The 22,616-nt window shown below is 72.0% G+C and carries 26 protein-coding genes; 3 read left to right on the forward strand and 23 right to left on the reverse strand.

The window, feature by feature from the left end; genetic code table 11:
- Positions 1-23: 23 nt before the first annotated feature.
- The 4 genes from groL to OG878_RS16620 form a co-directional block, all read right to left on the reverse strand.
- Positions 24-1,649, reverse strand: coding sequence for a chaperonin GroEL (gene groL / locus OG878_RS16605; protein WP_327244799.1), 1,626 nt, complete (start codon positions 1,647-1,649; stop codon positions 24-26).
- 99 nt (positions 1,650-1,748) lie between these two features.
- Positions 1,749-2,057 carry a co-chaperone GroES gene (groES, locus tag OG878_RS16610; protein WP_037688098.1) on the reverse strand — a complete coding sequence of 103 codons (309 nt, stop codon included), beginning with the start codon at positions 2,055-2,057 and terminating at the stop codon, positions 1,749-1,751.
- Between the two features lie 263 nt (positions 2,058-2,320).
- A complete protein-coding gene (locus OG878_RS42285) occupies positions 2,321-2,662 on the reverse strand; it encodes a hypothetical protein (RefSeq protein WP_443049123.1) in 342 nt (113 codons plus the stop codon).
- Entirely contained in the window at positions 2,659-3,618 is a 960-nt protein-coding gene (locus OG878_RS16620; RefSeq protein WP_328887534.1) for a polysaccharide deacetylase family protein, read from the reverse strand. Before OG878_RS16620 ends, OG878_RS42285 begins: the two co-directional genes overlap by 4 nt.
- Positions 3,619-3,779: 161 nt before the next feature.
- Between OG878_RS16620 and OG878_RS16625 the strand changes: the two genes are divergently transcribed.
- Complete coding sequence (locus OG878_RS16625) at positions 3,780-4,958, forward strand: THUMP-like domain-containing protein (protein ID WP_328891266.1); 1,179 nt, start codon at positions 3,780-3,782, stop codon at positions 4,956-4,958.
- A gap of 11 nt (positions 4,959-4,969) precedes the next feature.
- Here OG878_RS16625 and OG878_RS16630 read toward each other — a convergent pair whose 3' ends face one another.
- The 10 genes from OG878_RS16630 to tsaB form a co-directional block, all read right to left on the reverse strand.
- The gene (locus tag OG878_RS16630; protein WP_328887535.1) at positions 4,970-5,335 is read right to left on the reverse strand and encodes a hypothetical protein; all 366 of its coding nucleotides are present in this window, start codon (positions 5,333-5,335) and stop codon (positions 4,970-4,972) included.
- 166 nt (positions 5,336-5,501) lie between these two features.
- Entirely contained in the window at positions 5,502-5,624 is a 123-nt protein-coding gene (locus tag OG878_RS16635) for a hypothetical protein (RefSeq protein ID WP_328887536.1), read from the reverse strand.
- 161 nt (positions 5,625-5,785) lie between these two features.
- Positions 5,786-6,250 (reverse strand): VOC family protein, encoded by a 465-nt coding sequence (locus OG878_RS16640; RefSeq protein ID WP_277327884.1) that lies wholly within the window; start codon positions 6,248-6,250, stop codon positions 5,786-5,788.
- 70 nt (positions 6,251-6,320) lie between these two features.
- On the reverse strand, positions 6,321-7,616 hold the full coding sequence (locus tag OG878_RS16645) for an RNA polymerase sigma factor (protein ID WP_328887537.1): 1,296 nt from the start codon (positions 7,614-7,616) through the stop codon (positions 6,321-6,323).
- 67 nt (positions 7,617-7,683) lie between these two features.
- The gene (locus OG878_RS16650) at positions 7,684-8,040 is read right to left on the reverse strand and encodes a YciI family protein (RefSeq protein ID WP_328887538.1); all 357 of its coding nucleotides are present in this window, start codon (positions 8,038-8,040) and stop codon (positions 7,684-7,686) included.
- Positions 8,041-8,144: 104 nt separating this feature from the next.
- Positions 8,145-9,146 carry an LCP family protein gene (locus OG878_RS16655; RefSeq protein ID WP_328891267.1) on the reverse strand — a complete coding sequence of 334 codons (1,002 nt, stop codon included), beginning with the start codon at positions 9,144-9,146 and terminating at the stop codon, positions 8,145-8,147.
- A gap of 118 nt (positions 9,147-9,264) precedes the next feature.
- Positions 9,265-9,561 (reverse strand): hypothetical protein, encoded by a 297-nt coding sequence (locus OG878_RS16660; protein WP_328887539.1) that lies wholly within the window; start codon positions 9,559-9,561, stop codon positions 9,265-9,267.
- A complete protein-coding gene (gene tsaD / locus OG878_RS16665; RefSeq protein WP_328887540.1) occupies positions 9,558-10,661 on the reverse strand; it encodes a tRNA (adenosine(37)-N6)-threonylcarbamoyltransferase complex transferase subunit TsaD in 1,104 nt (367 codons plus the stop codon). Before tsaD ends, OG878_RS16660 begins: the two co-directional genes overlap by 4 nt.
- Positions 10,661-11,224, reverse strand: a complete 564-nt coding sequence (rimI, locus tag OG878_RS16670) for a ribosomal protein S18-alanine N-acetyltransferase (protein ID WP_277327879.1) — start codon at positions 11,222-11,224, stop codon at positions 10,661-10,663. The genes tsaD and rimI overlap by 1 nt, the downstream gene beginning before the upstream one ends.
- Positions 11,221-11,868: a tRNA (adenosine(37)-N6)-threonylcarbamoyltransferase complex dimerization subunit type 1 TsaB gene (gene tsaB / locus OG878_RS16675; RefSeq protein ID WP_328891268.1), complete on the reverse strand. Its 648-nt coding sequence runs from the start codon at positions 11,866-11,868 to the stop codon at positions 11,221-11,223. Before tsaB ends, rimI begins: the two co-directional genes overlap by 4 nt.
- Before the next feature lie 215 nt (positions 11,869-12,083).
- Here tsaB and OG878_RS16680 point away from each other — a divergent pair, with 215 nt between their 5' ends.
- The gene (locus OG878_RS16680; RefSeq protein WP_328887541.1) at positions 12,084-12,650 is read left to right on the forward strand and encodes a hypothetical protein; all 567 of its coding nucleotides are present in this window, start codon (positions 12,084-12,086) and stop codon (positions 12,648-12,650) included.
- Positions 12,651-12,668: 18 nt separating this feature from the next.
- Here OG878_RS16680 and OG878_RS16685 read toward each other — a convergent pair whose 3' ends face one another.
- The 9 genes from OG878_RS16685 to OG878_RS16725 all read right to left on the reverse strand — a co-directional run bounded on the left by OG878_RS16685 (position 12,669) and on the right by OG878_RS16725 (position 21,537).
- Positions 12,669-12,857, reverse strand: a complete 189-nt coding sequence (locus tag OG878_RS16685) for a hypothetical protein (RefSeq protein WP_328887542.1) — start codon at positions 12,855-12,857, stop codon at positions 12,669-12,671.
- 125 nt (positions 12,858-12,982) lie between these two features.
- Positions 12,983-13,555 carry a tRNA (adenosine(37)-N6)-threonylcarbamoyltransferase complex ATPase subunit type 1 TsaE gene (tsaE, locus tag OG878_RS16690; protein ID WP_277327877.1) on the reverse strand — a complete coding sequence of 191 codons (573 nt, stop codon included), beginning with the start codon at positions 13,553-13,555 and terminating at the stop codon, positions 12,983-12,985.
- The gene (locus OG878_RS16695; protein ID WP_328887543.1) at positions 13,524-14,789 is read right to left on the reverse strand and encodes an alpha/beta fold hydrolase; all 1,266 of its coding nucleotides are present in this window, start codon (positions 14,787-14,789) and stop codon (positions 13,524-13,526) included. Before OG878_RS16695 ends, tsaE begins: the two co-directional genes overlap by 32 nt.
- Positions 14,790-14,867: 78 nt before the next feature.
- The gene (gene alr, locus OG878_RS16700; RefSeq protein ID WP_328887544.1) at positions 14,868-16,025 is read right to left on the reverse strand and encodes an alanine racemase; all 1,158 of its coding nucleotides are present in this window, start codon (positions 16,023-16,025) and stop codon (positions 14,868-14,870) included.
- A 91-nt stretch (positions 16,026-16,116) separates the two neighbouring features.
- The gene (locus OG878_RS16705) at positions 16,117-16,497 is read right to left on the reverse strand and encodes a DUF488 domain-containing protein (RefSeq protein ID WP_328887545.1); all 381 of its coding nucleotides are present in this window, start codon (positions 16,495-16,497) and stop codon (positions 16,117-16,119) included.
- A gap of 71 nt (positions 16,498-16,568) precedes the next feature.
- Entirely contained in the window at positions 16,569-18,029 is a 1,461-nt protein-coding gene (locus OG878_RS16710) for an NAD(P)H-hydrate dehydratase (protein WP_328887546.1), read from the reverse strand.
- Positions 18,030-18,033: 4 nt separating this feature from the next.
- On the reverse strand, positions 18,034-18,402 hold the full coding sequence (locus tag OG878_RS16715; protein WP_277329794.1) for a holo-ACP synthase: 369 nt from the start codon (positions 18,400-18,402) through the stop codon (positions 18,034-18,036).
- A gap of 65 nt (positions 18,403-18,467) precedes the next feature.
- Complete coding sequence (gene glmS / locus OG878_RS16720; RefSeq protein WP_328887547.1) at positions 18,468-20,315, reverse strand: glutamine--fructose-6-phosphate transaminase (isomerizing); 1,848 nt, start codon at positions 20,313-20,315, stop codon at positions 18,468-18,470.
- A gap of 79 nt (positions 20,316-20,394) precedes the next feature.
- Positions 20,395-21,537, reverse strand: a complete 1,143-nt coding sequence (locus OG878_RS16725; RefSeq protein ID WP_328891269.1) for a copper homeostasis protein CutC — start codon at positions 21,535-21,537, stop codon at positions 20,395-20,397.
- Positions 21,538-21,614: 77 nt separating this feature from the next.
- Between OG878_RS16725 and coaA the strand changes: the two genes are divergently transcribed.
- Complete coding sequence (gene coaA, locus OG878_RS16730; protein ID WP_328887548.1) at positions 21,615-22,610, forward strand: type I pantothenate kinase; 996 nt, start codon at positions 21,615-21,617, stop codon at positions 22,608-22,610.
- Positions 22,611-22,616: the final 6 nt, after the last annotated feature.

The following is a 22,616-nucleotide window of genomic DNA, read 5'->3' on the forward strand; positions in this document are numbered from 1 at the left end:
CTGTGAGCCGGTACGGCTACGCGTCAGTGCGAGTGGCCGTGGCCGCCGTGACCGGCCTCGGCCTCTTCCTCGGCCGGCTTCTCGACGACCAGGGTCTCGGTCGTGAGCAGCAGCGACGCGATGGACGCGGCGTTCTCCAGCGCGGAGCGGGTGACCTTGACCGGGTCGATGACGCCGGCCTTCACCAGGTCGCCGTACTCGCCGGTCGCGGCGTTGAAGCCCTGGCCCTTGTCGAGCTCGGCGACCTTCGAGGTGATGACGTAGCCCTCGAGGCCCGCGTTCTCGGCGATCCAGCGCAGCGGCTCGACCGCGGCGCGACGCACGACCGCGACGCCGGTGGCCTCGTCGCCGGTCTTGTCGAGGTTGCCCTCGAGAACCTTGACGGCGTGGACCAGAGCGGAGCCACCACCGGAGACGATGCCCTCCTCGACCGCGGCGCGGGTCGCGGAGATGGCGTCCTCCAGACGGTGCTTCTTCTCCTTGAGCTCCACCTCGGTGGCAGCACCGACGCGGATCACGCACACGCCGCCGGCCAGCTTCGCAAGGCGCTCCTGGAGCTTCTCGCGGTCCCAGTCGGAGTCCGTGGCGTCGATCTCGGCCTTGATCTGGTTGACCCGGCCCTTGACGTCGCCGGGCTCGCCGCCGCCGTCCACGATGGTCGTGTCGTCCTTGGAGACGGTCACGCGGCGCGCGGTACCCAGCACGTCCAGACCGGCCTGGTCGAGCTTGAGGCCGACCTCCTCGGCGATGACGGTCGCACCGGTGAGGGTGGCGATGTCGCCGAGCATGGCCTTGCGGCGGTCACCGAAGCCCGGGGCCTTGACGGCGACGGCGTTGAAGGTGCCACGGATCTTGTTGACGACGAGGGTCGACAGGGCCTCGCCCTCGACGTCCTCGGCGATGATCAGCAGCGGCTTGGAGCCACCGGCCTGGATGACCTTCTCCAGCAGCGGGAGCAGCTCCTGGATCGAGCCGATCTTGCCCTGGTGGATCAGGATGTACGGGTCGTCGAGGACGGCCTCCATACGCTCCTGGTCGGTCACCATGTACGGGGACAGGTAGCCCTTGTCGAAGGCCATGCCCTCGGTGAACTCGAGGTCCAGACCGAAGGTGTTGGACTCCTCGACGGTGATGACACCGTCCTTGCCGACCTTGTCCATCGCGTCCGCGATGAGCTCGCCGACCTGCGAGTCCTGCGCGGAGAGCGCGGCCACGGCGGCGATGTCGGACTTGTCGTCGATCGGCCGGGCGGTCGCGAGGAGCTCCTCGGACACGGCCTTGACCGCGGCGTCGATGCCCTTCTTCAGGGCGGCCGGGGAAGCACCCGCGGCAACGTTGCGCAGACCCTCGCGGACGAGCGCCTGGGCGAGCACGGTGGCGGTGGTGGTGCCGTCACCCGCAACGTCGTTGGTCTTGGTCGCCACCTCCTTCACGAGCTGGGCACCGAGGTTCTCGTACGGGTCGTCGAGCTCGACCTCGCGCGCGATGGTGACACCGTCGTTGGTGATGGTGGGAGCGCCGAACTTCTTGTCGATGACGACGTTGCGGCCCTTGGGGCCGATCGTCACCTTGACCGTGTCGGCAAGCTTGTTGACGCCGCGCTCAAGGGCGCGACGGGCGTCCTCGTCGAACTTCAGAATCTTCGCCATGGGAGCTGAGCTGTCCTCTCGAATGAAATGCGCCCCTGACCGCCCGGCTGGTTATTCGCAGGGGGCCAGGGGCGCAGATCAGAAGCAAACGTGGGTGAATTACTTCTCGATGATCGCGAGCACGTCGCGAGCCGAGAGGACGAGGTACTCCTCGCCGTTGTACTTCACCTCGGTGCCGCCGTACTTGCTGTAGAGCACGATGTCACCGGTGTTGACGTCGAGCGGCAGACGCTCGCCGTTCTCGAAGCGACCCGGGCCCACGGCCAGGACGACGCCCTCCTGGGGCTTCTCCTTGGCGGTGTCCGGGATGACCAGGCCAGAGGCCGTGGTCTGCTCGGCGTCGAGCGGCTGGACCACAATGCGGTCCTCAAGCGGCTTGATGGCAACCTTGGAGCTGGTGGTCGTCACGATCCGGCCTCCCCCTTCGGAGATCTCGGGGTTAACTGCGGGGTTAACTGTCTTGGGGTGGCGACCAGGTGGATCCGTCGTCGCGGGTGCCGGACCTGCCAGTCGCGCAGTACTGCTGGCACTCTCCAGTGGGGAGTGCCAGACCTGAGACTATGACCGCGATTAGCACTCGGTCAAGCGGAGTGCCAATTGACCCCGCGCGTGGCGCAACGGCCACGGACGGGGCGACGGGCGCGAGCCCGGCATGATCCGAACGAGAGGCCCTAGCGCCGGTCGCATCCGGCCGCCGCGTCCACCGCGTCGTGCGGGCCCGGCCCGGCCCGCCACCAGTGCCGCTTCCTCAGCGGCGGCGACGGCCGCAAGTGCCCCGAATCCTGCGGCCCGCCCCACCGGTCGCAGGCGACGACGACCATCGGCCCCAGCTCCCCGTGATCACCTTGCGCACCCGCCGTGGGCGACGGGGCCGGGTGCGGGTGGTTCACCTTCTGCGCGGCCTTCCGGCCCAGCCGTTCGATCGGGTCGACCGACTGCGCGCACCCCGTGGCGGCGGTCAGGAGCGCGACGGCCGCCAGCACTCCGGCCAGCGGCCGGCGGACCCTGCTCATACGTAGTCCTCCAGCCGGGCCACGGCGTACCCCTTGTCCGTGATGGTCTTCATGACCGCGCGGATCATGTCGGCCATGGTGCCGCCCCAGTCCTTGGCACCGTGGAAGTGCGTGAGGATGATGTCGCCGGGGTGCAGATCGTGGTCCGGCTCCCGCCACTCCATGCGGTCGGGAAACGCCTCTTCGGCCCACAGCGGTACGGCCGTGATGCCGCAGGACCGTGCGATGCGCAGCGTGTCGCCGTTGTAGTTGCCGTACGGCGGACGGAAGAGGGTGGGCCGCTGGCCGTACTCCTTCTCGAGGATGTCCTGCTGGCCGCAGATCTGGCGCTTCTGGTCGCTGTGCGAGAGGCCGGGCAGATAGGAGTGGTCGACCGTGTGGTTGTTGAGTGTGACCCCCCGATCCTGCGCTTCCTTGAAGTACCCGTAGTCGTTGCGCACCAGGTAGTCGCTGAGGAAGGCGCTGTAGGGGATCTGCAGCTCCGACATCATCCGCAGCAGCTCGGGGTCCTTGTAGTCGCCGTCGTCGATCGTCAGGAAGACGATCCGCTCCTCGGTCGGGACGGTGGTGAAGACCGCAGGCAGCGAGTCGTCGCCGCCCTTGACCTCGAACCCCTTACGGGTGGTGAGGTGCGGTTTCACGGCGGGCGGGGCGGGAGGGGCCAACGGGGTCTGGTCCAGCCCCCATCTCCTGGCGGCCGCGGCGCGGGCGGCCTGCGCCCGCTGCAGCTTCGCGGCGTACCCGGACGGGTCGCGGGCCGGGCCGGCGGCCCCGGCGGGAGCGCCCGGAAGGCCGACTGCGGGGCCGGCGGCCCGGTGCTCGGCGCGGCCGCCGGATCCCGGGGAGCAGCCGGCGGCGACGGCGGTGACGAGGAGCGCGGCCAGGGCCGAGCGGACCGTGCCCCGGCGCGCGCTGCCCACGCGGCGCCGCACCGGGACCGGCCCGCCCCTCTTCATGAGGATTCTCCCTTTTGTGGTACAAGATGCCTGGCGTCGCATACTGCCAGTAGCCGACCGCTCACCCGGCCCGACAGCGCCGCCGGACCCGCGCGGTCCCCCGGCTGGCCGACAATGGGCCGGTGAACGCCTCCACCCCCACAGACCCGCTCGCCTCCTTCATGGCCCTGCGCACTCCCGAAGGTGCGGCGCTCCTGGCCGAGCTGCGGACGTACGACCCCGCCCAGGAGCTCGCCACCGCAACCCGGCTGCGCCGCAGCCACCCGGCCGCACTGGTGTCGGCGGCGCTGGGACAGGCACGGCTGCGGCAGCGGGCGGTGGCGAAGTTCGGTGCCGACGACGCGTACCGGATGTTCTTCACGCCGAACGGTGTCGAGCAGGCGACCCGTACGACGGTCGCCACGTACCGTGCCGGCCGATTCGCCGCGAACGGTGTCCGCAGCGTCGCCGATCTCTGCTGCGGGATCGGCGGTGACGCCCTCGCACTCGCCCGCGCGGGCATCTCCGTCCTCGCCGTGGACCGCGACCCGCTGACCGCCGAGGTGACCCGCGCCAACGCCGCCGCGCTCGGGCTCGACGCCCTGATCGAGGTGCGGTGCGCCGATGTCACCGAGATCGACACGTCGCCGTACGACGCCGTGTTCGTCGACCCGGCCCGGCGCGGCGGACGCGGCAGGATCTTCGATCCGGAGGCGTACTCCCCGCCGCTCTCCTGGGCGACCGGCGCCGCACTGCAGGCCCCCCGCGCCGCACTGAAGATCGCCCCCGGCGTCCCGCACGAGGCGATCCCGGCGCAGGCGGAGGCGGAGTGGATCTCGGACGGCGGCGATGTGAAGGAGGCGGTGCTCTGGTTCGGCGAGGGGTTCGCGGCGGGCTCGTACCGCGCCACGCTGCTCCCGGCCGGCGCGACCCTCTCGGCCCTGGGCCCCCTGCCCGCCCCGCCCGTCGGCCCGGTCGGCCGCTATCTCCACGAGCCGGACGGCGCCGTCATCCGTGCGCATCTGGTCGCGGACATCGTGGCGCGGTCGGGCGGCCGGCTGATCGACGAGACGATTGCGTACGTCACGAGTGACGAGCCGTACGACTCCCCGTACACCTCCGCGTACGAGATCACCGACCGGATGCCGTTCCACATGAAGCGGCTCAAGGCACTGCTGCGGGAGCGGGAAGTCGGTGTGCTGACCGTCAAGAAGCGGGGCTCGGCCGTCGAACCGGAGGAGGTGCGCCGCAAGATGAAGCTGCAGGGCCCGAACGCGGCCACCGTGTTCCTGACCCGGGTCGCAGGGGCGCCGACCATGCTGATCGGCCACCCCGTACGGCCGGACATCCGAAGGCCCTGAGGCCCGAGGTCCTACGCGAGGTCGGTCAGGTCCTCGGCGTACACCTGGGAGAGCGGCTGCGGACCCACGTACTGCTGGCAGTTGCACTGTCCGGCTTCGAAGCGGACCGGCTTCTTGCCCTCGTCCCAGGCCGTCGGCACCTCGACCCGCTCATGGCACTTGCCCTGCTTGTCATGCTTGGCGAGGTGGTGCGTGCAGCCGCAGACCGGCTCCGGCGGCCGGTGCGCCGCCTCGACGGCCAGCCGCTCCTGCTTGCTCGCCTCCAGCAGTTCCAGCTTGCGTGTGTGGCGGTTGCGCAGCGCCGTACGGACGTTGTCGACCGCCCAACCGAAGCCGCCCGTCCAGAAGATGATGAGCAACCACCAGTACCACTCCATCGGACCCTCCCCCTGTGCGGTTCCTGCTACGCGGCCAGGATAGGGGCGGGTCCGGCGCTGCGCGCCGCCTCCGGCGGAGAACTGCGCGGGACGTGGGCCCTGCCCTGCCGGCCGCGGAACGGACGGGGCCGTCGCCGACGGGGAGCCCCGCCCGTCCCGGTCCGGTTCAGCGGTCCGGGCTGTTCAGGTACTCGTCGTACCCGTCGGACTCGGTTCCCTCGTCGTCGTCGGCATAGGGGCTCTCGGCCATCTCCTCCGCCTCGATGCTGTAGTCGTACGGCTCGGACATCGTGGCTCCTCTCGTCGACGGGCGCCGGGTGCGCCCGCTCACACGGTCAACGAACCGCCCGGACCGGCCGATGCGCTCGCGCGGCCGGACCGCCTCCATGCGGATGACCGGGGCCACCCCAGTGGCTTAAGGGCGACCGGCCGGGTGGGACGGACCTGCCGTCAGGCGCTCCGCAGCGCTTCGATGTCCAGCTTCTTCATGCCGAGCATGGCCTTCATGGCCCGGTCCGCCTTGGCCGGGTCCGGGTCGGAGAGGGCCTCGGACAGCCCGCGCGGGACGATCTGCCAGGACAGCCCGTACCGGTCCTTGAGCCAGCCGCACTGGCCCTCCTCGCCGCCGTCGGTGAGCTTGGCCCACAGCTCGTCGACCTCCGCCTGCGACTCGCAGTCGACGGAGAGCGAGATCGCCTCGGTGAAGGGGAACTGCGGGCCGCCGTTGAGGGCGACGTACTCCTGGCCGGCCAGCCGGAATTCGACGGTCATGACCGTGCCCGGCTCGCCCGGTGACGCCTCGGTGTAGTGCGAGACGCCCAGCACCTTCGAGTCCCCTCCGAAGACGGATACGTAGTGGTTCGCGGCCTCCTCGGCCTGGTTGTCGAACCACAGGAAGGTCTTGATCTTCTGCATGTTCTGCTCCTCGGCGACGCGTACGCGTGGGGGTCGGCTGTGCAAGGTAGACCGGACCGCCGCCCGGAACTCATCGCGGCGCGCCGCTCTTCTCCGCCGGGCCGCCCTCGCCGCCCTCCCCCGCCCGCGCCAGCAGCAGGGCCCGTTCGCGTGCGTTACGGGTCAGTCCCGCCGCCCGGACGAACTCCTCCCGCGCCTCGTCCGCCCGCCCCAGCCGCGCCAGCAGGTCGCCGCGCACGCTCGGCAGCAGGTGGTACGCCGCCAGCGCCGGGTCCCCGGCCAGGGCGTCGACCAGCGCGAGCCCCGCCTCCGGCCCCTCGGCCATGGAGACCGCGACCGCACGGTTCAGCTCCACCACCGGCGACGGGGCCGCCTTGGCGAGCAGCCCGTAGAGCGTGGCGATGACCTCCCAGTCCGTCTCCTCGTACGTCACCGCGTGCGCGTGGCACGCGGCGATGGCCGCCTGCAGGGCGTACGGGCCGGGGACGTCGCCCACCGCGTTCGCCCGCTCCAGGGCCGCGTACCCGCGCCGGATCAGCAGCCGGTCCCAGCGGGACCGGTTCTGGTCGGCCAGCAGCACGGGCTCCCCGCCCGGGCCCGTCCTGGCCGCGGTGCGGGAGGCCTGGAGCTCCAACAGGGCGGCCAGGCCGTGCACTTCGGGTTCCTGCGGCATCAGTCCGGCCAGCACCCGGGCCAGCCGCAGCGCGTCCTCGCAGAGTCCGGGGCGCAGCCAGTCGTCGCCCGCTGTGGTCGCGTAACCCTCGTTGAAGATCAGGTAGATGACGTCGAGCACGGAGCCGAGCCGGGCCGCGCGCTCGGCGCCGTACGGCACTTCGAAGGGGACGCCGGCCCGGCCCAGGGTCCGTTTCGCACGGACGATGCGCTGGGCGACGGTGGACTCGGACGCCAGGAACGCCCGGGCGATCTCGTCGGTGGTGAGGCCGCCGAGCAGCCGCAGGGTGAGCGCGATCCGGGCCTCGGTCGACAGCACGGGGTGGCAGGCCGTGAAGATCAGCCGCAGCAGGTCGTCGTCGATGTCGTCGGCGCCGGCGATGTCCTCCGGCCCGGGCGGCTGAACGTCCTCCAGGGTCCGTCCGACCTCGGCCAGCTTGCGGGCGTACGTCTCCTTGCGGCGGACCAGGTCGATCGCACGGTGCTTGGCGGTGGCCGTGAGCCAGGCGCCCGGCCGCTGCGGGACGCCCGACTCCGGCCACTGTTCCAGCGCGGCGACCAGAGCGTCCTGCGCGAGCTCCTCGGCGATGCCCACGTCCCGCACGATGCGGGCGACACCGGCGATGATCCGCGCGGACTCGATCCTGAACACGGCCTCGACCGCCGCGGTCGCGCTTGCTTCCGTCACGGCCACCCATCAGAGCAGCCGATCAGAGGCGGAGCAAGCGCGGCCGGGCCGGGGTCGAGGGCGGGCGCCCGGGTCAGGCCTCGGCGATCTCGCGGACCTCGGCGGTGACGGTCCAGTGCTTCGGGTGGATCTCCAGGAACCGCTTGGTCCACTCCAGGGCCTCGGCCTTGTCCTTGCACTGCATGAGGGCGTAACCGCCGACGACTTCCTTCGTCTCGGTGAAGGGACCGTCGGTGTAGCTCAGCTTGCCGTCCTCCCAGCTGACCCTGGTGCCCTGCGAGGTGGGGGCGAGCCCGGCGGTGTCCAGCATGACGCCGGCCTTGGTGATCTCCTCGAACAGCGCCCCCATGCGCACCTCGAACTCGGGGTCGGGGGTCTGCGGGGGCAGGTTCTCCTCATCGATGCGGATCATCGACAGAAAGCGCGGCATGGTGACTCCTCGGTGCGGGAGGGCGGGGGCTTTCCCTGCCTCTCACCCTTGCGTCGAACGGGAGACGCCGCAATCGACACACCACCCGAAGAATTTTTCGGCTTCTATCGCAGGGACGCCCAGAGCTCGCTCGCGGCAGGCTCCCGGGCCACCACCCGGTTGGGGTCGGACGGGGCCGTGACGACGGGCATGGTGACTGTGGTCAGCCCGGCCGGGGAGATGGCCCCCAGGCTCTGTGCCAGGCTCTTCAGCTCGCCGAGCGAGTCGAGGCCGGTGTCCGTGGTCAGGCTGCCGGTGACCGCGTCCGCCATCCGGTAGAGGCCCGCCGGGTCGGTCAGCAGACCCGTCTCCCCGGCCTCCTTCAGCAGCGCCCCGATCAGCTGCTGCTGGAGCCCGATCCGGCCCAGGTCACTGCCGTCGCCCACGCCGTGGCGGGTACGGGCGAAGGCCAGGGCCTCGGTGCCGTCGAGCCGGTGAGTGCCCGCCTCGAGACGGAGGTGGCTCAGGTCGTCGTCGATGTCCACCGCCGTGGTGACGGTCACCCCGCCCAGCGCGTCGACGAGAGCGGCGAAACCGGCGAAGTCGATCTCGATGTAGTGGTCCATCCGGACACCGGTGAGCTGCTCGACCGTCTTGACCGCGCAGACGGCGCCGCCGACCGCGTACGCGCTGTTGAACATCGCGGAGTACGCCGTCGACGTGGCACCGCCCGAAGACGTCGGGCACGAGGGGCGGGTCACCAGGGTGTCGCGCGGGATGCTGACGACGGTGGCCTGCGTGCGGTCGGCGTTCAGGTGGACGACCATCGCCGTGTCGGAACGGGCCCCGGTGCTGTCTCCGCCGCCGAGCGCGGCGTTCCGGCTGCCGCTGCGCGAGTCCGACCCGAGCACCAGGATGTTCAGCACCCCCGTCGGCGGCGGGGGTACGGAGGGCGACGCGGACACCGACGGGGTCGGGACCGGGGAGGCGGCCGGTTCGCTGACGGGCGCCCTGGCCGGTCGGTCGTCGCCCAGCGCGGCGTCGATGTCCACGCTGCGGATGTTCTGGTTCAGATGCCAGTACGCCCAGCCCGCCCCGGCCGCGGCGAGCACCAGCGCGCAGCCCATCACCGTCGCGGCCACCTTGAGCAGGCGGGGACGGCGTCTCTTGTCTCCGGTCACGTGGACGAACGTAAGTCCGAATTATTGCGTCCGGAACCCTTGTTCGTTTTTCCTTCGGAAAATCTCAGAATCCCTCGAGCCCTCTCGGACCCGGCCGGTGTCCCCGGTCCGCGACCTCGAACCGCCAGCGGTGCACCGCCCGGGTGATCAGCCCCGGCTCCGGCTCGGGCAGCTCGGGCAGCTCGTCGTCGTACGCCGCCTCCCACCAGGTGATGACCAGCACCCGGTCCTGCGGCGCCCGCAGCAGTTCGTACCGCAGCGGCTCGCACGCCAGCTCGCCCGCCCGTGCCCGGGCCCACTCCAGCAGCTCGGCGCCCCGGCCCTTCACCGCCCGGGCCTCCCACATGAGGGCGACCGTCATGAGTAGAGGTTGTCCTTGCTGATCTCGTGCACATGGTCGTGGCCGTGGTGGTGCGCGCTGCCCGGCACATGCGTGTCCGTCACCGGCAGCGACGAGTCCGCCGACAGCTCCAGGTCCGAGGCCGGCCGATTGCGCGCCACCATCTCGGCACCCAGCGCCGCGACCATCGCCCCGTTGTCCGTGCACAGTCCCGGCCGCGGCACCCGCAGCCGGATCCCGGCCCGCTCGCACCGCTCCTGGGCCAGCGCCCGCAGCCGCGAGTTGGCCGCGACGCCGCCGCCGATCATCAGGTGGTCGACACCCTCGTCCTTGCAGGCCCGGACGGCCTTGCGGGTGAGCACATCCACCACGGCCTCCTGGAAGGACGCCGCCACGTCCCGCACCGGCACCTCCTCGCCCGCGGCCCGCTTCGCCTCGATCCAGCGGGCGACGGACGTCTTCAGGCCGGAGAAGGAGAAGTCGTACGCGGGGTCGCGGGAGCCGCTCAGTCCGCGCGGGAACGCGATGGCCTTCGGGTCGCCCTCCTTCGCCAATCGGTCGATGACCGGGCCGCCGGGGAAGCCGAGGTCCAGCACCCGGGCGATCTTGTCGAAGGCCTCGCCCGCCGCGTCGTCGATGGTCGCGCCCAACGGCCGTACGTCATGGGTGATGTCCGGCGCGAGCAGCAACGACGAGTGGCCGCCGCTGACCAGCAGCGCCATCGTCGGCTCGGGCAGCGGGCCGTGCTCCAGCTGGTCGACGCAGATGTGCGAGGCGAGGTGGTTCACCCCGTACAGCGGCTTGTTCAGCGCGTACGCGTACGCCTTCGCCGCCGAGACGCCGACGAGCAGCGCGCCCGCGAGCCCGGGACCGGCCGTGACCGCGATGCCGTCGAGGTCACGGGCGCTGATGCCGGCTTCCTTCAGGGCGCGTTCGATGGTGGGAACCATCGATTCCAGGTGGGCGCGGGAGGCGATCTCCGGGACGACGCCGCCGAAGCGGGCATGGGTGTCGACGCTGGAGGCGACGGCGTCCGCGAGCAGCGTCGTACCGCGGACGATGCCGACGCCGGTCTCGTCGCAGGAGGTCTCGATGCCCAGTACGAGCGGTTCGTCAGCCATCAGTCAGTCTCTGTCTCTCGTACGAGCTCGTGTGCGGGCTCTTGTACGTGGTCCGGTCCATGGTCCTGTGCGGGCTCGTGCGCATGGTCCTGCACGGTCAGGCGCATGACGAGCGCGTCGATGTTGCCCGGCTGGTAGTAGCCGCGGCGGAAGCCGATGGGTTCGAAGCCGAAGCGTTCGTACAGCTTCTGCGCGCGGGTGTTGTCGACCCGCACCTCGAGCAGCACCTCGGCGCATTCGAAGGCCGTGGCGTGCTTCAGCAGATCGGTGAGAAGTTCGGAGCCGAGGCCACCGCCCCAGTGGTCGCGGCTGACGCCGATCGTCTGGACGTCGGCCAGGTCGCCGGCCGCGGCGAGTCCCGCGTATCCGACGATCCGTCCGGTGGCCGGGGACTCGGCGACGACGTAGCGGTGGGTGGCCTGCGGGCCGCGGGCGTGCGCCAGCTCGGACCAGAACATGCCGGCCGACCAGGCGTCCTCGGGGAACAGCTCGTGTTCGAGCTCCAGCACCGGTTCGATGTCCCACCAGCGCATTTCACGCAGTACGGCAGTCGCGGTCGTCACTTCGGGGTGACCACCTTGTAGTTCTTCGGGACCTGGGCATCGGGCCGGCGCAGATACAGCGGCTGCGGCGGCAGCAGTTCCGCACCCGCGGCGAGACGCTCGGCGGCCAGGGCGGCGAGCGCGCCGGCGGACACGTGCTCGGGGGTACGGGCGTCCGGGAACGCCTCGGGGTAGAGCGCCGCGCCCGCCCCGGCCACCGGAAGACCGGCGAGCCGCTCGGCGATGTCGGCGGGACGGTCGACGGCGGGGTCACCGACGCGGGTACGGGCGTCGTCGTACCGCGCCCAGTAGACCTCCTTGCGGCGGGCGTCCGTCGCGACGGCGAACGGCCCCTCCAGGCCGGCCTGCCCGGCGGCGTACGCGAGGCCGTCCAGCGTGCACACCCCGTGCACCGGCACGGAGAGCGCCGAGCCGAACGTCGCGGCGGTCACCAGACCGACCCGCAGTCCCGTGTACGGTCCCGGGCCGGCGCCGACGACCACGGCGGTCACCGCGTCGAGTCCCACCCCGGCCTGGGCGAGGACCCGGTCGACAGCGGGCAGCAGCAGTTCCCCGTGCCTTCGGGCGTCGACCTGACTCGACTCGGCGACGACGGAGGTCCCGTCGTGCAGGGCGACGGTGACGGCGGGGGTGGCGGTATCCATGGCGAGCAAGAGCACGCAAACAGCCTACGGCTCCGCCGGCGGCATCATGGCGCCCCCGTACGGCGTCCCGTTCCCACCGGGCCCTGCTGCTACCGTCACCGGGTATACGCAGGTACGACGTAAAACATGTGTACGACGTGCCGCATACGGCACGCGAAGCGCTCGCGCGGCACACGGCGGCGACGCGGCACACGACGGCGAAAGGGGCGCGCACGGTGGCAAGGGGCAGCGCGGGAATCGTGTCCGGGCTCACCGCGGCAGCACTCGCCGTGGTCGGTTTCCTGGCCTACCAGGCGTCGGCGAACGTCCCCGCCACGCTTGCCGCCCCCAAGCCGAAGGCGTCCAGCAGCGCCCCCGCCACCGGCCACGCCGCCAGGCCGAAGGACAAGGACCATCCGCTCGCGGTCCCCGCCGGCTCCGGCAGCGGGACGCGGGTCGTGTACGCGTTGGGAGACCGCCGCGTGTGGCTGGTCGGCCCGGGCGGGAAGACCGTCCGGACGTTCGCCGTCATGCCGAGCTCCGTGAACCCGAAGCCAGGGGTCTACCGGGTGAGTTCACGCTCGGGCACCATCAAGGGCTCGGACGGCGTGCCCATCGAGCACGTGGTGCGCTTCGCCGTCGCCGACGGGAACGTCCCCGTCGGGTTCAGCGCGGCGAAGGACGACTCCATGAAGAGCCCCGACCCGTCGCTCAGGACCGGCGGGGTACGGATGAGGCGGGCGGACGGCAACGCGATGTGGACCTTCGCGACCGTCGACGTCAAGGTGGTCGTCGTCCCGTAACGCCCGGGCGGAAGCCCGCTACGCGGCGTCGCGCTGCTCGGGCTCCGGCCGCTCGCCGGACGCCCGATGCTCCCCGGTCTCCTGGCGTTCCCCGGACGGCGGCGTGGAGACCGCGGTGGCTGCGGCGCAGGCCGCCAGCAGATCCTTCATCGACACCGCGGACGTCACTGGCGGCTGCGGCTGCGCTTCACGCTCGGGCGTCGGCATGGATGCCTCCTGGTGCTCCGGTGGAAGGCGTGGTTAGGCAGACCTAACCAGCTCTCGACATCCATGTGACCACGCCCGGCCCACCCCGCGCAACACCATGCCGACACCCTGTCGGAAAACTCCGCTCAGCGGTCCCGGCGCCCCGCTTCCAGCTCCGTCCGCAGCCCGGACCAGCGCGCGCCGATCCCGACCAGCGTCACCGAGCGCCGCTCGTCGTCCGTGTCTCCGACCGCGCGGTGGATCACCACCTGCAGCCGGTCGTCCGACAGGTCCTCGACCTTGCCGTCACCCCATTCCACGACCACCACGGACTCCGGCAGCGAGACGTCGAGGTCCAGGTCCTCCATCTCGTCGAGCCCGCCGCCCAGCCGGTACGCATCGACGTGGACGAGCGCCGGTCCGGTGCCCAGCGACGGGTGGACGCGGGCGATCACGAAGGTGGGGGAGGTGACGGCGCCGCGCACCCCGAGGCCCTCGCCGAGCCCCCGGGTCAGCGTCGTCTTGCCCGCGCCGAGCTCCCCGCTGAGCATCACGAGGTCGCCGGGGCGCAGCAGACCGGCGATCCGGCGGCCCAGGTCCTGCATCTGTTCGGGGGAGGTGACGTCGAGGCGGGCGGTGACCGGGGCGTCCCCGGGCGCGGTGTGCGCGACCGGGGCCCGTCCGGGCTCAGCCGCCAGGCTGTTGTGCGCTGCTTCCATGCCCGCCAACGTTAGTCGGTGCCGGTACGGCCCCGATCCGTACCAACAGGTCCGCCAGCCGGTCGGTCACCGTCTCCGGGTGCTCCAGCATCACCAGATGCCCGGCGTCCGGAACGATGACCAGCTCCGCCTCCGGCAGGTGGTCGGCGATGGTCTCGCTGTGCGAGCTGGGCGTCACCAGGTCCTTGTCGCCCGCCAGGATCAGTACCGGAACGTCGAGGAACGCGGGCAGCGCCGCGCTCTTGTCGTGTTCGGTGAAGGCCGGGTAGAACTCCGCGACCACGTCGATCGGGGTGGACTCGATCAGCCGCTCGGCGAACCGCTCGACCGCCGGGTCCACGTCCCGCGAGCCGAACGAGTACCGCTTGATCAGCCCGGCGAAGAGATCGGCGGTCGCCCGCCGCCCCCGCTCCACCAGCTCCGCCTGCGAGCCGAGCGCCTTCAGCACCCCGGGCAGCACCCGCCGCACGGCGTTCACGCCCGCGACCGGCAGCCCGAAGCTGACCTCGCCGAGCTTCCCGCTCGACGTTCCGACGAACGCGACCGCGGCAACCCGGTCCCGCACCAGCTGGGGGTACTGATCGGCCAGCGCCATGATCGTCATGCCGCCCATCGAGTGCCCGACCAGCACCAGCCGGCCCTCGGGGGCGGCCGCGTCGATGACCGCCTTCAGGTCCCGGCCGAGCTGGTCGATGCCGACCGTCACGCCCTGGGCCTGGTCCCGGCCGCGCTCGGAGCGGCCGTGGCTGCGCTGGTCCCAGTGCACCGTACGCACCAGCCCGCGCAGCGCCGCCCGCTGGAAGTGCCAGGAGTCCTGGCTGAGGCAGTAACCATGGCTGAAGACGACGGTGACGGGCCCGGGGGCCTTACGGCCGAAGAGCCGCCGCCGGCGCGATCCGGTGCCGCCGGCCGCGGCGCCCGCGCCCGGTCCGTTGCCCGCACCCGTACCGCCGTCCGGCTCGACGTGGTCGACCTCGTAGTACAGCTCGGTGCCGTCATCTGCAGTGGCCCGGCCGGGCATGCCGCGCAGCGAGCCGTACGGTCCTGAGGCGTCCAGCGCCAGCCTGGCCCTCCTGCGCATGCCCCGGCCGACGGTCATCCGCTCGACCGCCACACCGGCCGCCGCACCGGCCGCGATCACGCCTATGGCGGCTCCGGCGATGCCTGCCCGGCGCCAGCCGACCGCCACAGCGGTCACTGTCGCCATCGCATCCCCCGCGCTGCTCTCGCTCACCGGTGCGCGCTCCTCGTCGGTCGTTGTCCGTCAGATCGGGTCAGGACGGGACGTGCAGGACATACTGAACATGCCTGATCAGACCGGATCGGCCGGTGTCTCGTTGAGATAGACGCGCGGTACGCGTCCGCCGATGCGCGTGACGATCTCGTACGCGATCGTGCCGGCGGCCTCCGCCCAGTCCTCGGCGCTCGGCTCTCCCCGGTCCCCCGGGCCGAACAGCACCGCCTCGCTGCCCGCCTCGACGGCGTCCCCGTCGAGGTCGACGACGAACTGGTCCATCGCCACCCGGCCCGCGATCCGCCGCCACGCACCGCCGACCAGGACCGGGCCGCGCCCGGAGGCGTGGCGCGGGATGCCGTCCGCATAGCCGAGCGGGACCAGGCCGAGCGTCGTTTCGGCCGATGTCGTGTAGTGGTGCCCGTAACTGACGCCGTGACCGGCCGGCACCTGCTTGACCAGGGCGAGCGACGCCGCGAGCGTCATCACCGGGCGCAGCCCGAAGTCGGCCGGGGTGCCGAGCTCGGGGCTGGGCGAGATGCCGTACATGGCGATTCCGGTCCGTACGAGATCGAAGTGCGACTCGGGGATCGTCAGCGTCGCCGGGGAGTTGGCGATGTGCCGCACCTCGGGTTCGATCCCCGCCTTCTCCGCGTACGCCACCATGTCCCGGTACACGGCCAGCTGGGCGCCGATCGACGGATGGCCCGGCTCGTCCGCGCAGGCGAAGTGGGACCAGAGGCCGGTGATCCGGACGGTGCCCGCCTCCTCGGCGGTGCGGGCGGCGGCGACCAGCTCGGGCCAGTCGGCGGGCTGGCAGCCGCTGCGGCCGAGGCCCGTGTCGGCCTTGAGCTGGACCCGGGCCGGCCGGCCGGCCTCCCCGGCCGCGGCGACGACCTCGCGCAGCGCCCACATGCCGCTCACCGACACGTCGATGTCGGCCTCGATCGCCTCGCGCCAGGGGCCGCCCGGCGTCCACAGCCAGCACATCATCCGGCCGCCGAGCCCGGCGGCGCGCAGGGCCAGCGCCTCGTGCGGCGTCGCGGTGCCGAGCCAGGTCGCCCCGGCCTCGATCGCGGCCCTGGCGCAGGGCACCGCCCCGTGCCCGTAGGCGTCGGACTTGACGACGGCCATGAGGTGCGCGCCGGCCGCCCGGGCACGCAGGGCACGCACGTTGGCGCGCAGTGCGGCGAGGTCGATCTCGGCCCGGGCTCTCAAGGACGCTGTCTCGTTCATCGCGCCCAGTCTCTCAGAGGCGCACGACAGGACCTTCAGCCGGCAGGTCCGGCGAGGCGCGTCAGCGGTCCCCGGCACGGCACCGCAGGCATCATCGACGGCGCAGCTCATGTTCCACGTGCTCGACGAGGACCGGGACATGGCTCCTCGGGACGTCCTTCACCGCCGTGACCAGGGTGACCGGTCCACCGCGGACCAGCTCCACCAGCTCCTCGACCGCCGCCGCGCAGGAGGGGCCGGCGAGTTCGGCACGGTAGCGGTCGACGAACTCGTCGTAGCGGGTGCCGGTGCGGTCCTCGTGGTACCAGGAGCGCAGTTCGTTCGTCGGGGTGAGGTCCTTGAGCCACCGGTCGATCGCGGCCCGTTCCTTGGCGACGCCACGGGGCCAGAGCCGGTCGACGAGGACGCGGGTCCCGTCACCGTCCTCCTGCGGGTCGTACACCCGGCGTACGCGTAGGGAGCTGTTGCCCACCGCCGACCACTCCTCACCGGCTCTTGTCTGCGGTTCCTTGCCGTTCCTCGTGCGCTGCTGCCCAGAATGGCTCAGGCCCGTACGTCCCGCCACGCCGCGGGGACCGCGTCCGCGACGTCCTGTGCGGCGACCGGACCGCCGTCCGAGGCGAGCCGGGCCGCCAGACCGTGCAGATACGCGCCCACGGAGGCGGCGTCGCGCGGGGCGAGGCCCGCGGCCAGCAGGGAGCCGGTCAGCCCCGAGAGGACGTCGCCGCTGCCCGCCGTGGCCAGCCAGGAGGTACCGGTCGGGTTGACCCGGACGGGCGTGCGCTCGGTGTCGGTGGCGACGAGGGTCGTCGAGCCCTTGAGCAGCACGGTGGCACGGAAGCGGGCGGCGAGCTCGCGGACGGCGGCGAGCCGCCCCGCCTCGACCGCCTCGCGCGGGACGCCGAGCAGCGCGGCGGCCTCCCCGGCGTGCGGGGTCAGCAGCGTCGGCGCGGTGCGCGACCGTACGACGGGTGCGTCGAGCAGCCGCAGCCCGTCCGCGTCCACCAGCACCGGGACGTCGGCGGCCAGCACATCGGCGACCGCCGAGACGGCCGCCGTGCCGTCACCGAGCCCGGGGCCGACGACCCACGCCTGCACCCGTCCCGCCTTCGACGGCGGCCCCGCGTGGACGAGGGTCTCGGGGTGCCGGGCGATCACGGCGTCGGCGCCGGGACCGACATACCGCACCGCCCCCGCACCGCCCCGCAGCGCCCCGCCGACGGCGAGCACCGCCGCCCCCGGATACCGGGCGGACCCGGCAACGATGCCGACGACCCCGCGCCGGTACTTGTCGCTCTCACTGCCGGGAAGCGGCAGGAGCGCGGCGACATCCGCGTACTGCAGCGCCTCCAGATCGGGAACGTCGGGCAGTTCCTCACCGAGCCCGATGTCGACGAGGTGCAGCGCGCCCGCCCGGTCGGCGGCCGGGTCGACGAGCAGCCCCGGTTTGTACGTGCCGAAGGTGACCGTCGCATCGGCCCGCACGCAGTCGCCGAGCACCTCCCCGGTGTCCGCCTCGACACCGCTGGGCAGATCGACGGCGACGATCGGCGCCCCGGTCGCCTCGACGGCCCGCACCAGCGCGGCCGCGCCCTCGCGAAGCCCGCCGCGGCCGCCGATGCCGGTGATGCCGTCGACGACGAGATCGACGCGGCCGGCCGGGAACGCGTCCGCGTCCGCGGCGTCCGCCACCCGCCCGCCGGCCGCGCGGAGCGCCGCGAGTCCGCCCTCGTGGGCGCGGTCCGGCGCGGTCAGCAGCGCGCGGACGCCCGCACCGCGCCGGGCCAGCCGGGCCCCCGCGTACAGCGCGTCGCCGCCGTTGTCACCGCTGCCGACGAGCAGGACGACCCGGGACCCGTACACCCGGCCGCTCCGCCGCAGCAGATCGGCGCAGGCCGCGGCAAGGCCCGCGGCGGCCCGCTGCATGAGGGCGCCCTCGGGCAGCCGTGCCATCAGGGCGCGCTCCGCGGCCCGCACGGTCTCCACGCTGTACGCAGTTCGCATACGGTCAACCCTCCGCGATCACCACGGCCGACGCCACCCCCGCGTCGTGGCTCAGCGAGACGTGCCAGTGCCGCACGCCCAGCTGGGCCGCGCGCGCGGCGACCGTGCCGACGACCCGCAGCCGGGGCTGCCCGCTGTCCTCGACGAACACCTCGGCATCCGTCCAGAGCAGCCCGGCGGGCGCGCCGAGCGCCTTCGCGACGGCCTCCTTGGCGGCGAACCTGGCGGCCAACGAGGCGACTCCGCGCCGCTCGCCGCTGGGCAGCAGCAGTTCGCTGTCCAGGAAGAGCCGCTGAGCCAGATGTGGCGTGCGCTCCAGCGCGGCCTCGAACCGTTCGATCTCCGCCACATCGATCCCGACCCCGATGATCACGCGCTCACTCACTCATTCGCTGGTTCATTGACTTAGACCGGCCGGCACATGGGGGGCGGCCGGTCTCACTCGACGGTGACGGACTTCGCCAGATTGCGCGGCTGGTCCACCTCGTTGCCGCGGGCGGTGGCCAGTTCGCAGGCGAAAACCTGCAGCGGCACGGTCGCCACCAGCGGCTGGAGAAGCGTAGGCGTTACCGGAATCCAGATCAGATGATCGGCGTACGGAACGACTGCCTCGTCGCCCTCCTCCGCGATGACGACGGTGCGGGCACCGCGGGCCCGGATCTCCTGGATGTTCGACACGATCTTCTCGTGGAGCACCGACCGGCCACGCGGCGACGGCACGACCACGACGACCGGCAGATCGTCCTCGATGAGCGCGATCGGCCCGTGCTTGAGCTCACCGGCCGCGAAGCCCTCGGCGTGCATGTACGCGAGCTCCTTGAGCTTCAACGCGCCTTCGAGGGCCACCGGATAGCCCACATGGCGCCCCAGGAAGAGGACCGTGTCGTGGTGCGCCAGCGAACGGGCCAGCGCGCGCACCGGCTCCATGGTCGCCAGGACCCGCTCGACCTGCCCGGGGACCTCGGAGAGCTGCCGCACGACGGTCCGGATCTCGTCGCCCCACTTCGTCCCGCGGGTCTGGCCGAGATACAGGGCGACGAGATAGCAGGCGACGAGCTGTGTCAGGAACGCCTTGGTCGAGGCGACGGCGACCTCCGGCCCGGCGTGCGTGTACAGCACGGCGTCGGACTCGCGCGGAATGGTCGACCCGTTGGTGTTGCAGATGGCGAGGACCTTCGCGCCCTGCTCGCGGGCGTGCCGCAGCGCCATCAGCGTGTCCATCGTCTCCCCGGACTGGGAGATCGCGATGACCAGGGTGCGCTGGTCGAGGATCGGGTCGCGGTAGCGGAACTCGCTGGCGAGCTCCGTCTCGCAGGGCAGCCGGGTCCAGTGTTCGATGGCGTACTTGGCGATCATCCCGGCGTGGAACGCGGTCCCGCAGGCGACGATGACGACCTTGTCGACCTCCCGGAGCACATGCGGCGGGATGCGCACCTCGTCGAGGTGGAGCGTGCCGGCGCCGTCGATCCGCCCGAGGAGGGTGTCGGCCACGGCCTTCGGCTGCTCGGCGATCTCCTTGAGCATGAAGTAGTCGTAGCCGCCCTTCTCGGCGGCGGACGCGTCCCAGTCCACGTGGTACTCGCGGACTTCGGCGGGCTGCCCGCCGAAGTCCGTGACCGTGACGGACTCCCGGCGCAGCTCGACGACCTGATCCTGCCCCAGCTCGATCGCGGACCGGGTGTGCGCGATGAACGCGGCCACATCGGAGGCCAGGAACGCCTCACCGTCCCCGACCCCGACCACCAGCGGTGAGTTCCGCCGGGCCCCCACCACCACGTCCGGTTCATCGGCGTGCACGGCGACGAGAGTGAACGCCCCTTCGAGCTGCCGGCACACCTGCCGCATCGCCTCCGCCGGATCACCGCTCGACGAGTACGCCTCGGCAAGCAGATGGGCGACGACCTCGGTGTCGGTCTCGGACGCCAGGTCGTGCCCGCGCTCGGCGAGTTCGGCACGCAGCGCGGCGAAATTCTCGATGATCCCGTTGTGCACGACGGCGACGCGCCCCGCGTTGTCGAGATGGGGGTGGGCATTGGCGTCGGTGGGACCGCCGTGGGTGGCCCAGCGGGTGTGCCCGATCGCGGTGGTACCGGCCGGGAGCGGCTGCTCACCCAGCGCCTTCTCCAGATTGACGAGCTTCCCGGCCTTCTTCACGGAGGCCAGCCCGCCGTCCGCGAGGACGGCGACGCCCGCGGAGTCGTAACCCCGGTATTCGAGGCGCTTCAGCCCTGCGACGACGACATCAAGCGCGGACTGCCCACCGACGTACCCGACGATTCCACACATAACGCTCCCGATCCTTTCGTGGCCGCCCTCCCCTCACTTCACTCGGCATCGTCGCAGAAGGGGAGCGGGGCGCCCGGGATCATTCGTCGGCGCAGTCGCCGTAATCCTCTGCCAGCCGCAGCCCGAGATCCGCTTCCCACTCCTGCGCCCACCGCCGGAGCGCTGCGATCTGAGGGTCGGTCAGGCCGTAGGCCTCGAACTCGGCGGCGTCGATCCAGTACGCCCCGGCCAGTCGCGCCCGGAGGTCCACGAGGGAGAACTCCTCTCGCGCATGACGGCGCCCGAACGCCTCCAGTTCCGCCTCGGGCCAGCGATCGGAGGCGGCGTGAACGTCGATCAGGTCCCGGGGAAGTCCGCGGTCGGCCAGGGCGCGCACCTTCGTCCCGACGACATCCTCGACGGCGAGCACGGGACCGCAATCGGTCTGCACGGCCGGATACCAGAGCGCCTCTTTGAGGATGTCCACCTCGCACTGCTCACCGGTGCCCGCGTCAGTGACTACCAGCCGAGCGGACAACGGATCCGTCTCGATCTGCCGCACCCGCCAGCCCCGCCCCTCGAGCCCCGCTCGGAGAGCGGCCGCAATGTCGGCCATCCGGGCCGGACTCTCTGTGGCCACGTCGAGATCCCTGGTGAGGCCGAGCGAGGGCAGCAGTGCGGCGGTGGCCACCGGGTCGGCGGACCGGTCGACGGCGCGGTGCAGGGTGATGTCCACCGGGTGCCCCGAGGCCCGGGCCGCCTCGGCGAGCCGGGCGACCGCCACGGTGTCCAGGGCGCCGTCGGCGGTCAGCGCGCCGATCACCACGCCGGAGGCACCGGAAGCAATGACGGACCTCACCCCGGCGGCCATCAGCGCGATCTCCTCCGCGTCATGGACGAAGTCGCCGGGCCGGCACCTGACCAGCACCTGCACCGGCAGCCCCTCCCCGGCGACCGCCTCCACCAGGGCTGCCGACGGGGTCAGGCCGCCCAGTTCGGGGGCGGTGCAGAGCTCGACCCGGTCGGCGCCGTTCTCCCGGGCGGCGCGGGCGCCGGCCGGTGACGTGACGGCAAACTCCCGGCCGGCACGGATCGGACGCCCCCGCACACCATCACCGGACACCGGGACGCTCTCACCCGCATCCGGCCGAGCCGGCGCCTTCAGGGCCTCCCCTGGGACCACACCCTGCGGTCCGCCCTGCAGTTCGTGATCAGAGGTGCGGTTCCGGGCCCGCCCGGACATACGGGCCCCGCCCGGAACCGCCTCCACGTGACCGACCCCACCCCCCACTCCGCTGAAACTCCCGCGACAATGAACCCGTGATCACTTCGCCGCCACGGAGCACCCATCGACGCGCCGAGCCCGCTGCGACGCCGTACGTCGACCTGTCCCGCGCCGAATGGAGTGCCCTGCGCGACAAGACCCCGCTGCCGCTGACCGCCGCCGAGGTGGAGCAGCTGCGCGGACTCGGGGACGTCATCGACCTCGACGAGGTGCGGGACGTGTACCTGCCGCTCTCGCGGCTCCTCAATCTCTACGTCCAGGCCACCTCCGGCCTGCGCGGCGCCCTCAACACCTTCCTCGGGGACGCGGGCAACGGCCACGGCGCTCAGCGCGGCACCCCGTTCGTCATAGGGGTCGCGGGCAGTGTCGCCGTCGGCAAGTCGACCAGCGCCCGTATCCTCCAGGCGCTGCTGGCCCGCTGGCCCGAGCACCCCCGGGTGGAGCTGGTGACCACGGACGGATTCCTGCTGCCGATGAAGGAGCTCCAGGCGCGCGGGCTGATGTCGCGCAAGGGGTTCCCGGAGTCGTACGACCGGCGTGCCCTGACCCGTTTCGTCGCGGACATCAAAGCCGGCAAGGACGAGGTGACGGCGCCCGTCTACTCGCACCTGATCTACGACATCGTGCCGGGCGAGCGGCTCACCGTGCGCCGCCCCGACATCCTGATCGTCGAGGGCCTCAACGTGCTGCAGCCCGCGCTGCCCGGCAAGGACGGCCGCACCAGGGTCGGGCTCGCCGACTACTTCGACTTCAGTGTGTACGTGGACGCGCGGCCCGAGGACATCGAGACCTGGTATCTCAGCCGTTTCCGCAAGCTGCGTGAGACCGCGTTCCAGGACCCGTCCTCGTACTTCCGCAAGTACACCCAGGTCTCCGAGGAGGAGGCCATGGAGTACGCCCGCACCATGTGGCGGACCATCAACAAGCCCAATCTGCTGGAGAATGTGGCGCCCACCCGGGGCCGTGCCACCCTGGTGCTGCGCAAGGGCGCGGACCACAAGGTCCAGCGTCTGTCGCTGCGCAAACTCTGAGTCCCC

This window comes from Streptomyces sp. NBC_00316, from assembly GCF_036158715.1.
Classification (GTDB): Bacteria; Actinomycetota; Actinomycetes; order Streptomycetales; family Streptomycetaceae; genus Streptomyces.

Coding starts and splice junctions, on each gene's coding strand:
- alr (WP_328887544.1), bottom strand. CDS start 16,025: ATGAACGAGACAGCGTCCTTGAGAGCCCGGGCCGAGATCGACCTCGCC.
- OG878_RS16640 (WP_277327884.1), bottom strand. CDS start 6,250: ATGCAGAAGATCAAGACCTTCCTGTGGTTCGACAACCAGGCCGAGGAG.
- OG878_RS16725 (WP_328891269.1), bottom strand. CDS start 21,537: ATGTCCGGGCGGGCCCGGAACCGCACCTCTGATCACGAACTGCAGGGC.
- OG878_RS16635 (WP_328887536.1), bottom strand. CDS start 5,624: ATGTCCGAGCCGTACGACTACAGCATCGAGGCGGAGGAGATGGCCGAG.
- OG878_RS42285 (WP_443049123.1), bottom strand. CDS start 2,662: ATGAGCAGGGTCCGCCGGCCGCTGGCCGGAGTGCTGGCGGCCGTCGCG.
- OG878_RS16625 (WP_328891266.1), top strand. CDS start 3,780: ATGGCCCTGCGCACTCCCGAAGGTGCGGCGCTCCTGGCCGAGCTGCGG.
- tsaE (WP_277327877.1), bottom strand. CDS start 13,555: ATGGAAGCAGCGCACAACAGCCTGGCGGCTGAGCCCGGACGGGCCCCG.
- OG878_RS16710 (WP_328887546.1), bottom strand. CDS start 18,029: ATGCGAACTGCGTACAGCGTGGAGACCGTGCGGGCCGCGGAGCGCGCC.
- tsaB (WP_328891268.1), bottom strand. CDS start 11,868: ATGGATACCGCCACCCCCGCCGTCACCGTCGCCCTGCACGACGGGACC.
- groL (WP_327244799.1), bottom strand. CDS start 1,649: ATGGCGAAGATTCTGAAGTTCGACGAGGACGCCCGTCGCGCCCTTGAG.
- OG878_RS16685 (WP_328887542.1), bottom strand. CDS start 12,857: ATGCCGACGCCCGAGCGTGAAGCGCAGCCGCAGCCGCCAGTGACGTCC.
- OG878_RS16655 (WP_328891267.1), bottom strand. CDS start 9,146: ATGGGCTGCGCGCTGGTGCTCGCCGCGGCCGGGGCGGGCTGGGCGTAC.
- OG878_RS16650 (WP_328887538.1), bottom strand. CDS start 8,040: ATGCCGCGCTTTCTGTCGATGATCCGCATCGATGAGGAGAACCTGCCC.
- tsaD (WP_328887540.1), bottom strand. CDS start 10,661: ATGGCTGACGAACCGCTCGTACTGGGCATCGAGACCTCCTGCGACGAG.
- OG878_RS16660 (WP_328887539.1), bottom strand. CDS start 9,561: ATGACGGTCGCCCTCATGTGGGAGGCCCGGGCGGTGAAGGGCCGGGGC.
- glmS (WP_328887547.1), bottom strand. CDS start 20,315: ATGTGTGGAATCGTCGGGTACGTCGGTGGGCAGTCCGCGCTTGATGTC.
- OG878_RS16620 (WP_328887534.1), bottom strand. CDS start 3,618: ATGAAGAGGGGCGGGCCGGTCCCGGTGCGGCGCCGCGTGGGCAGCGCG.
- OG878_RS16630 (WP_328887535.1), bottom strand. CDS start 5,335: ATGGAGTGGTACTGGTGGTTGCTCATCATCTTCTGGACGGGCGGCTTC.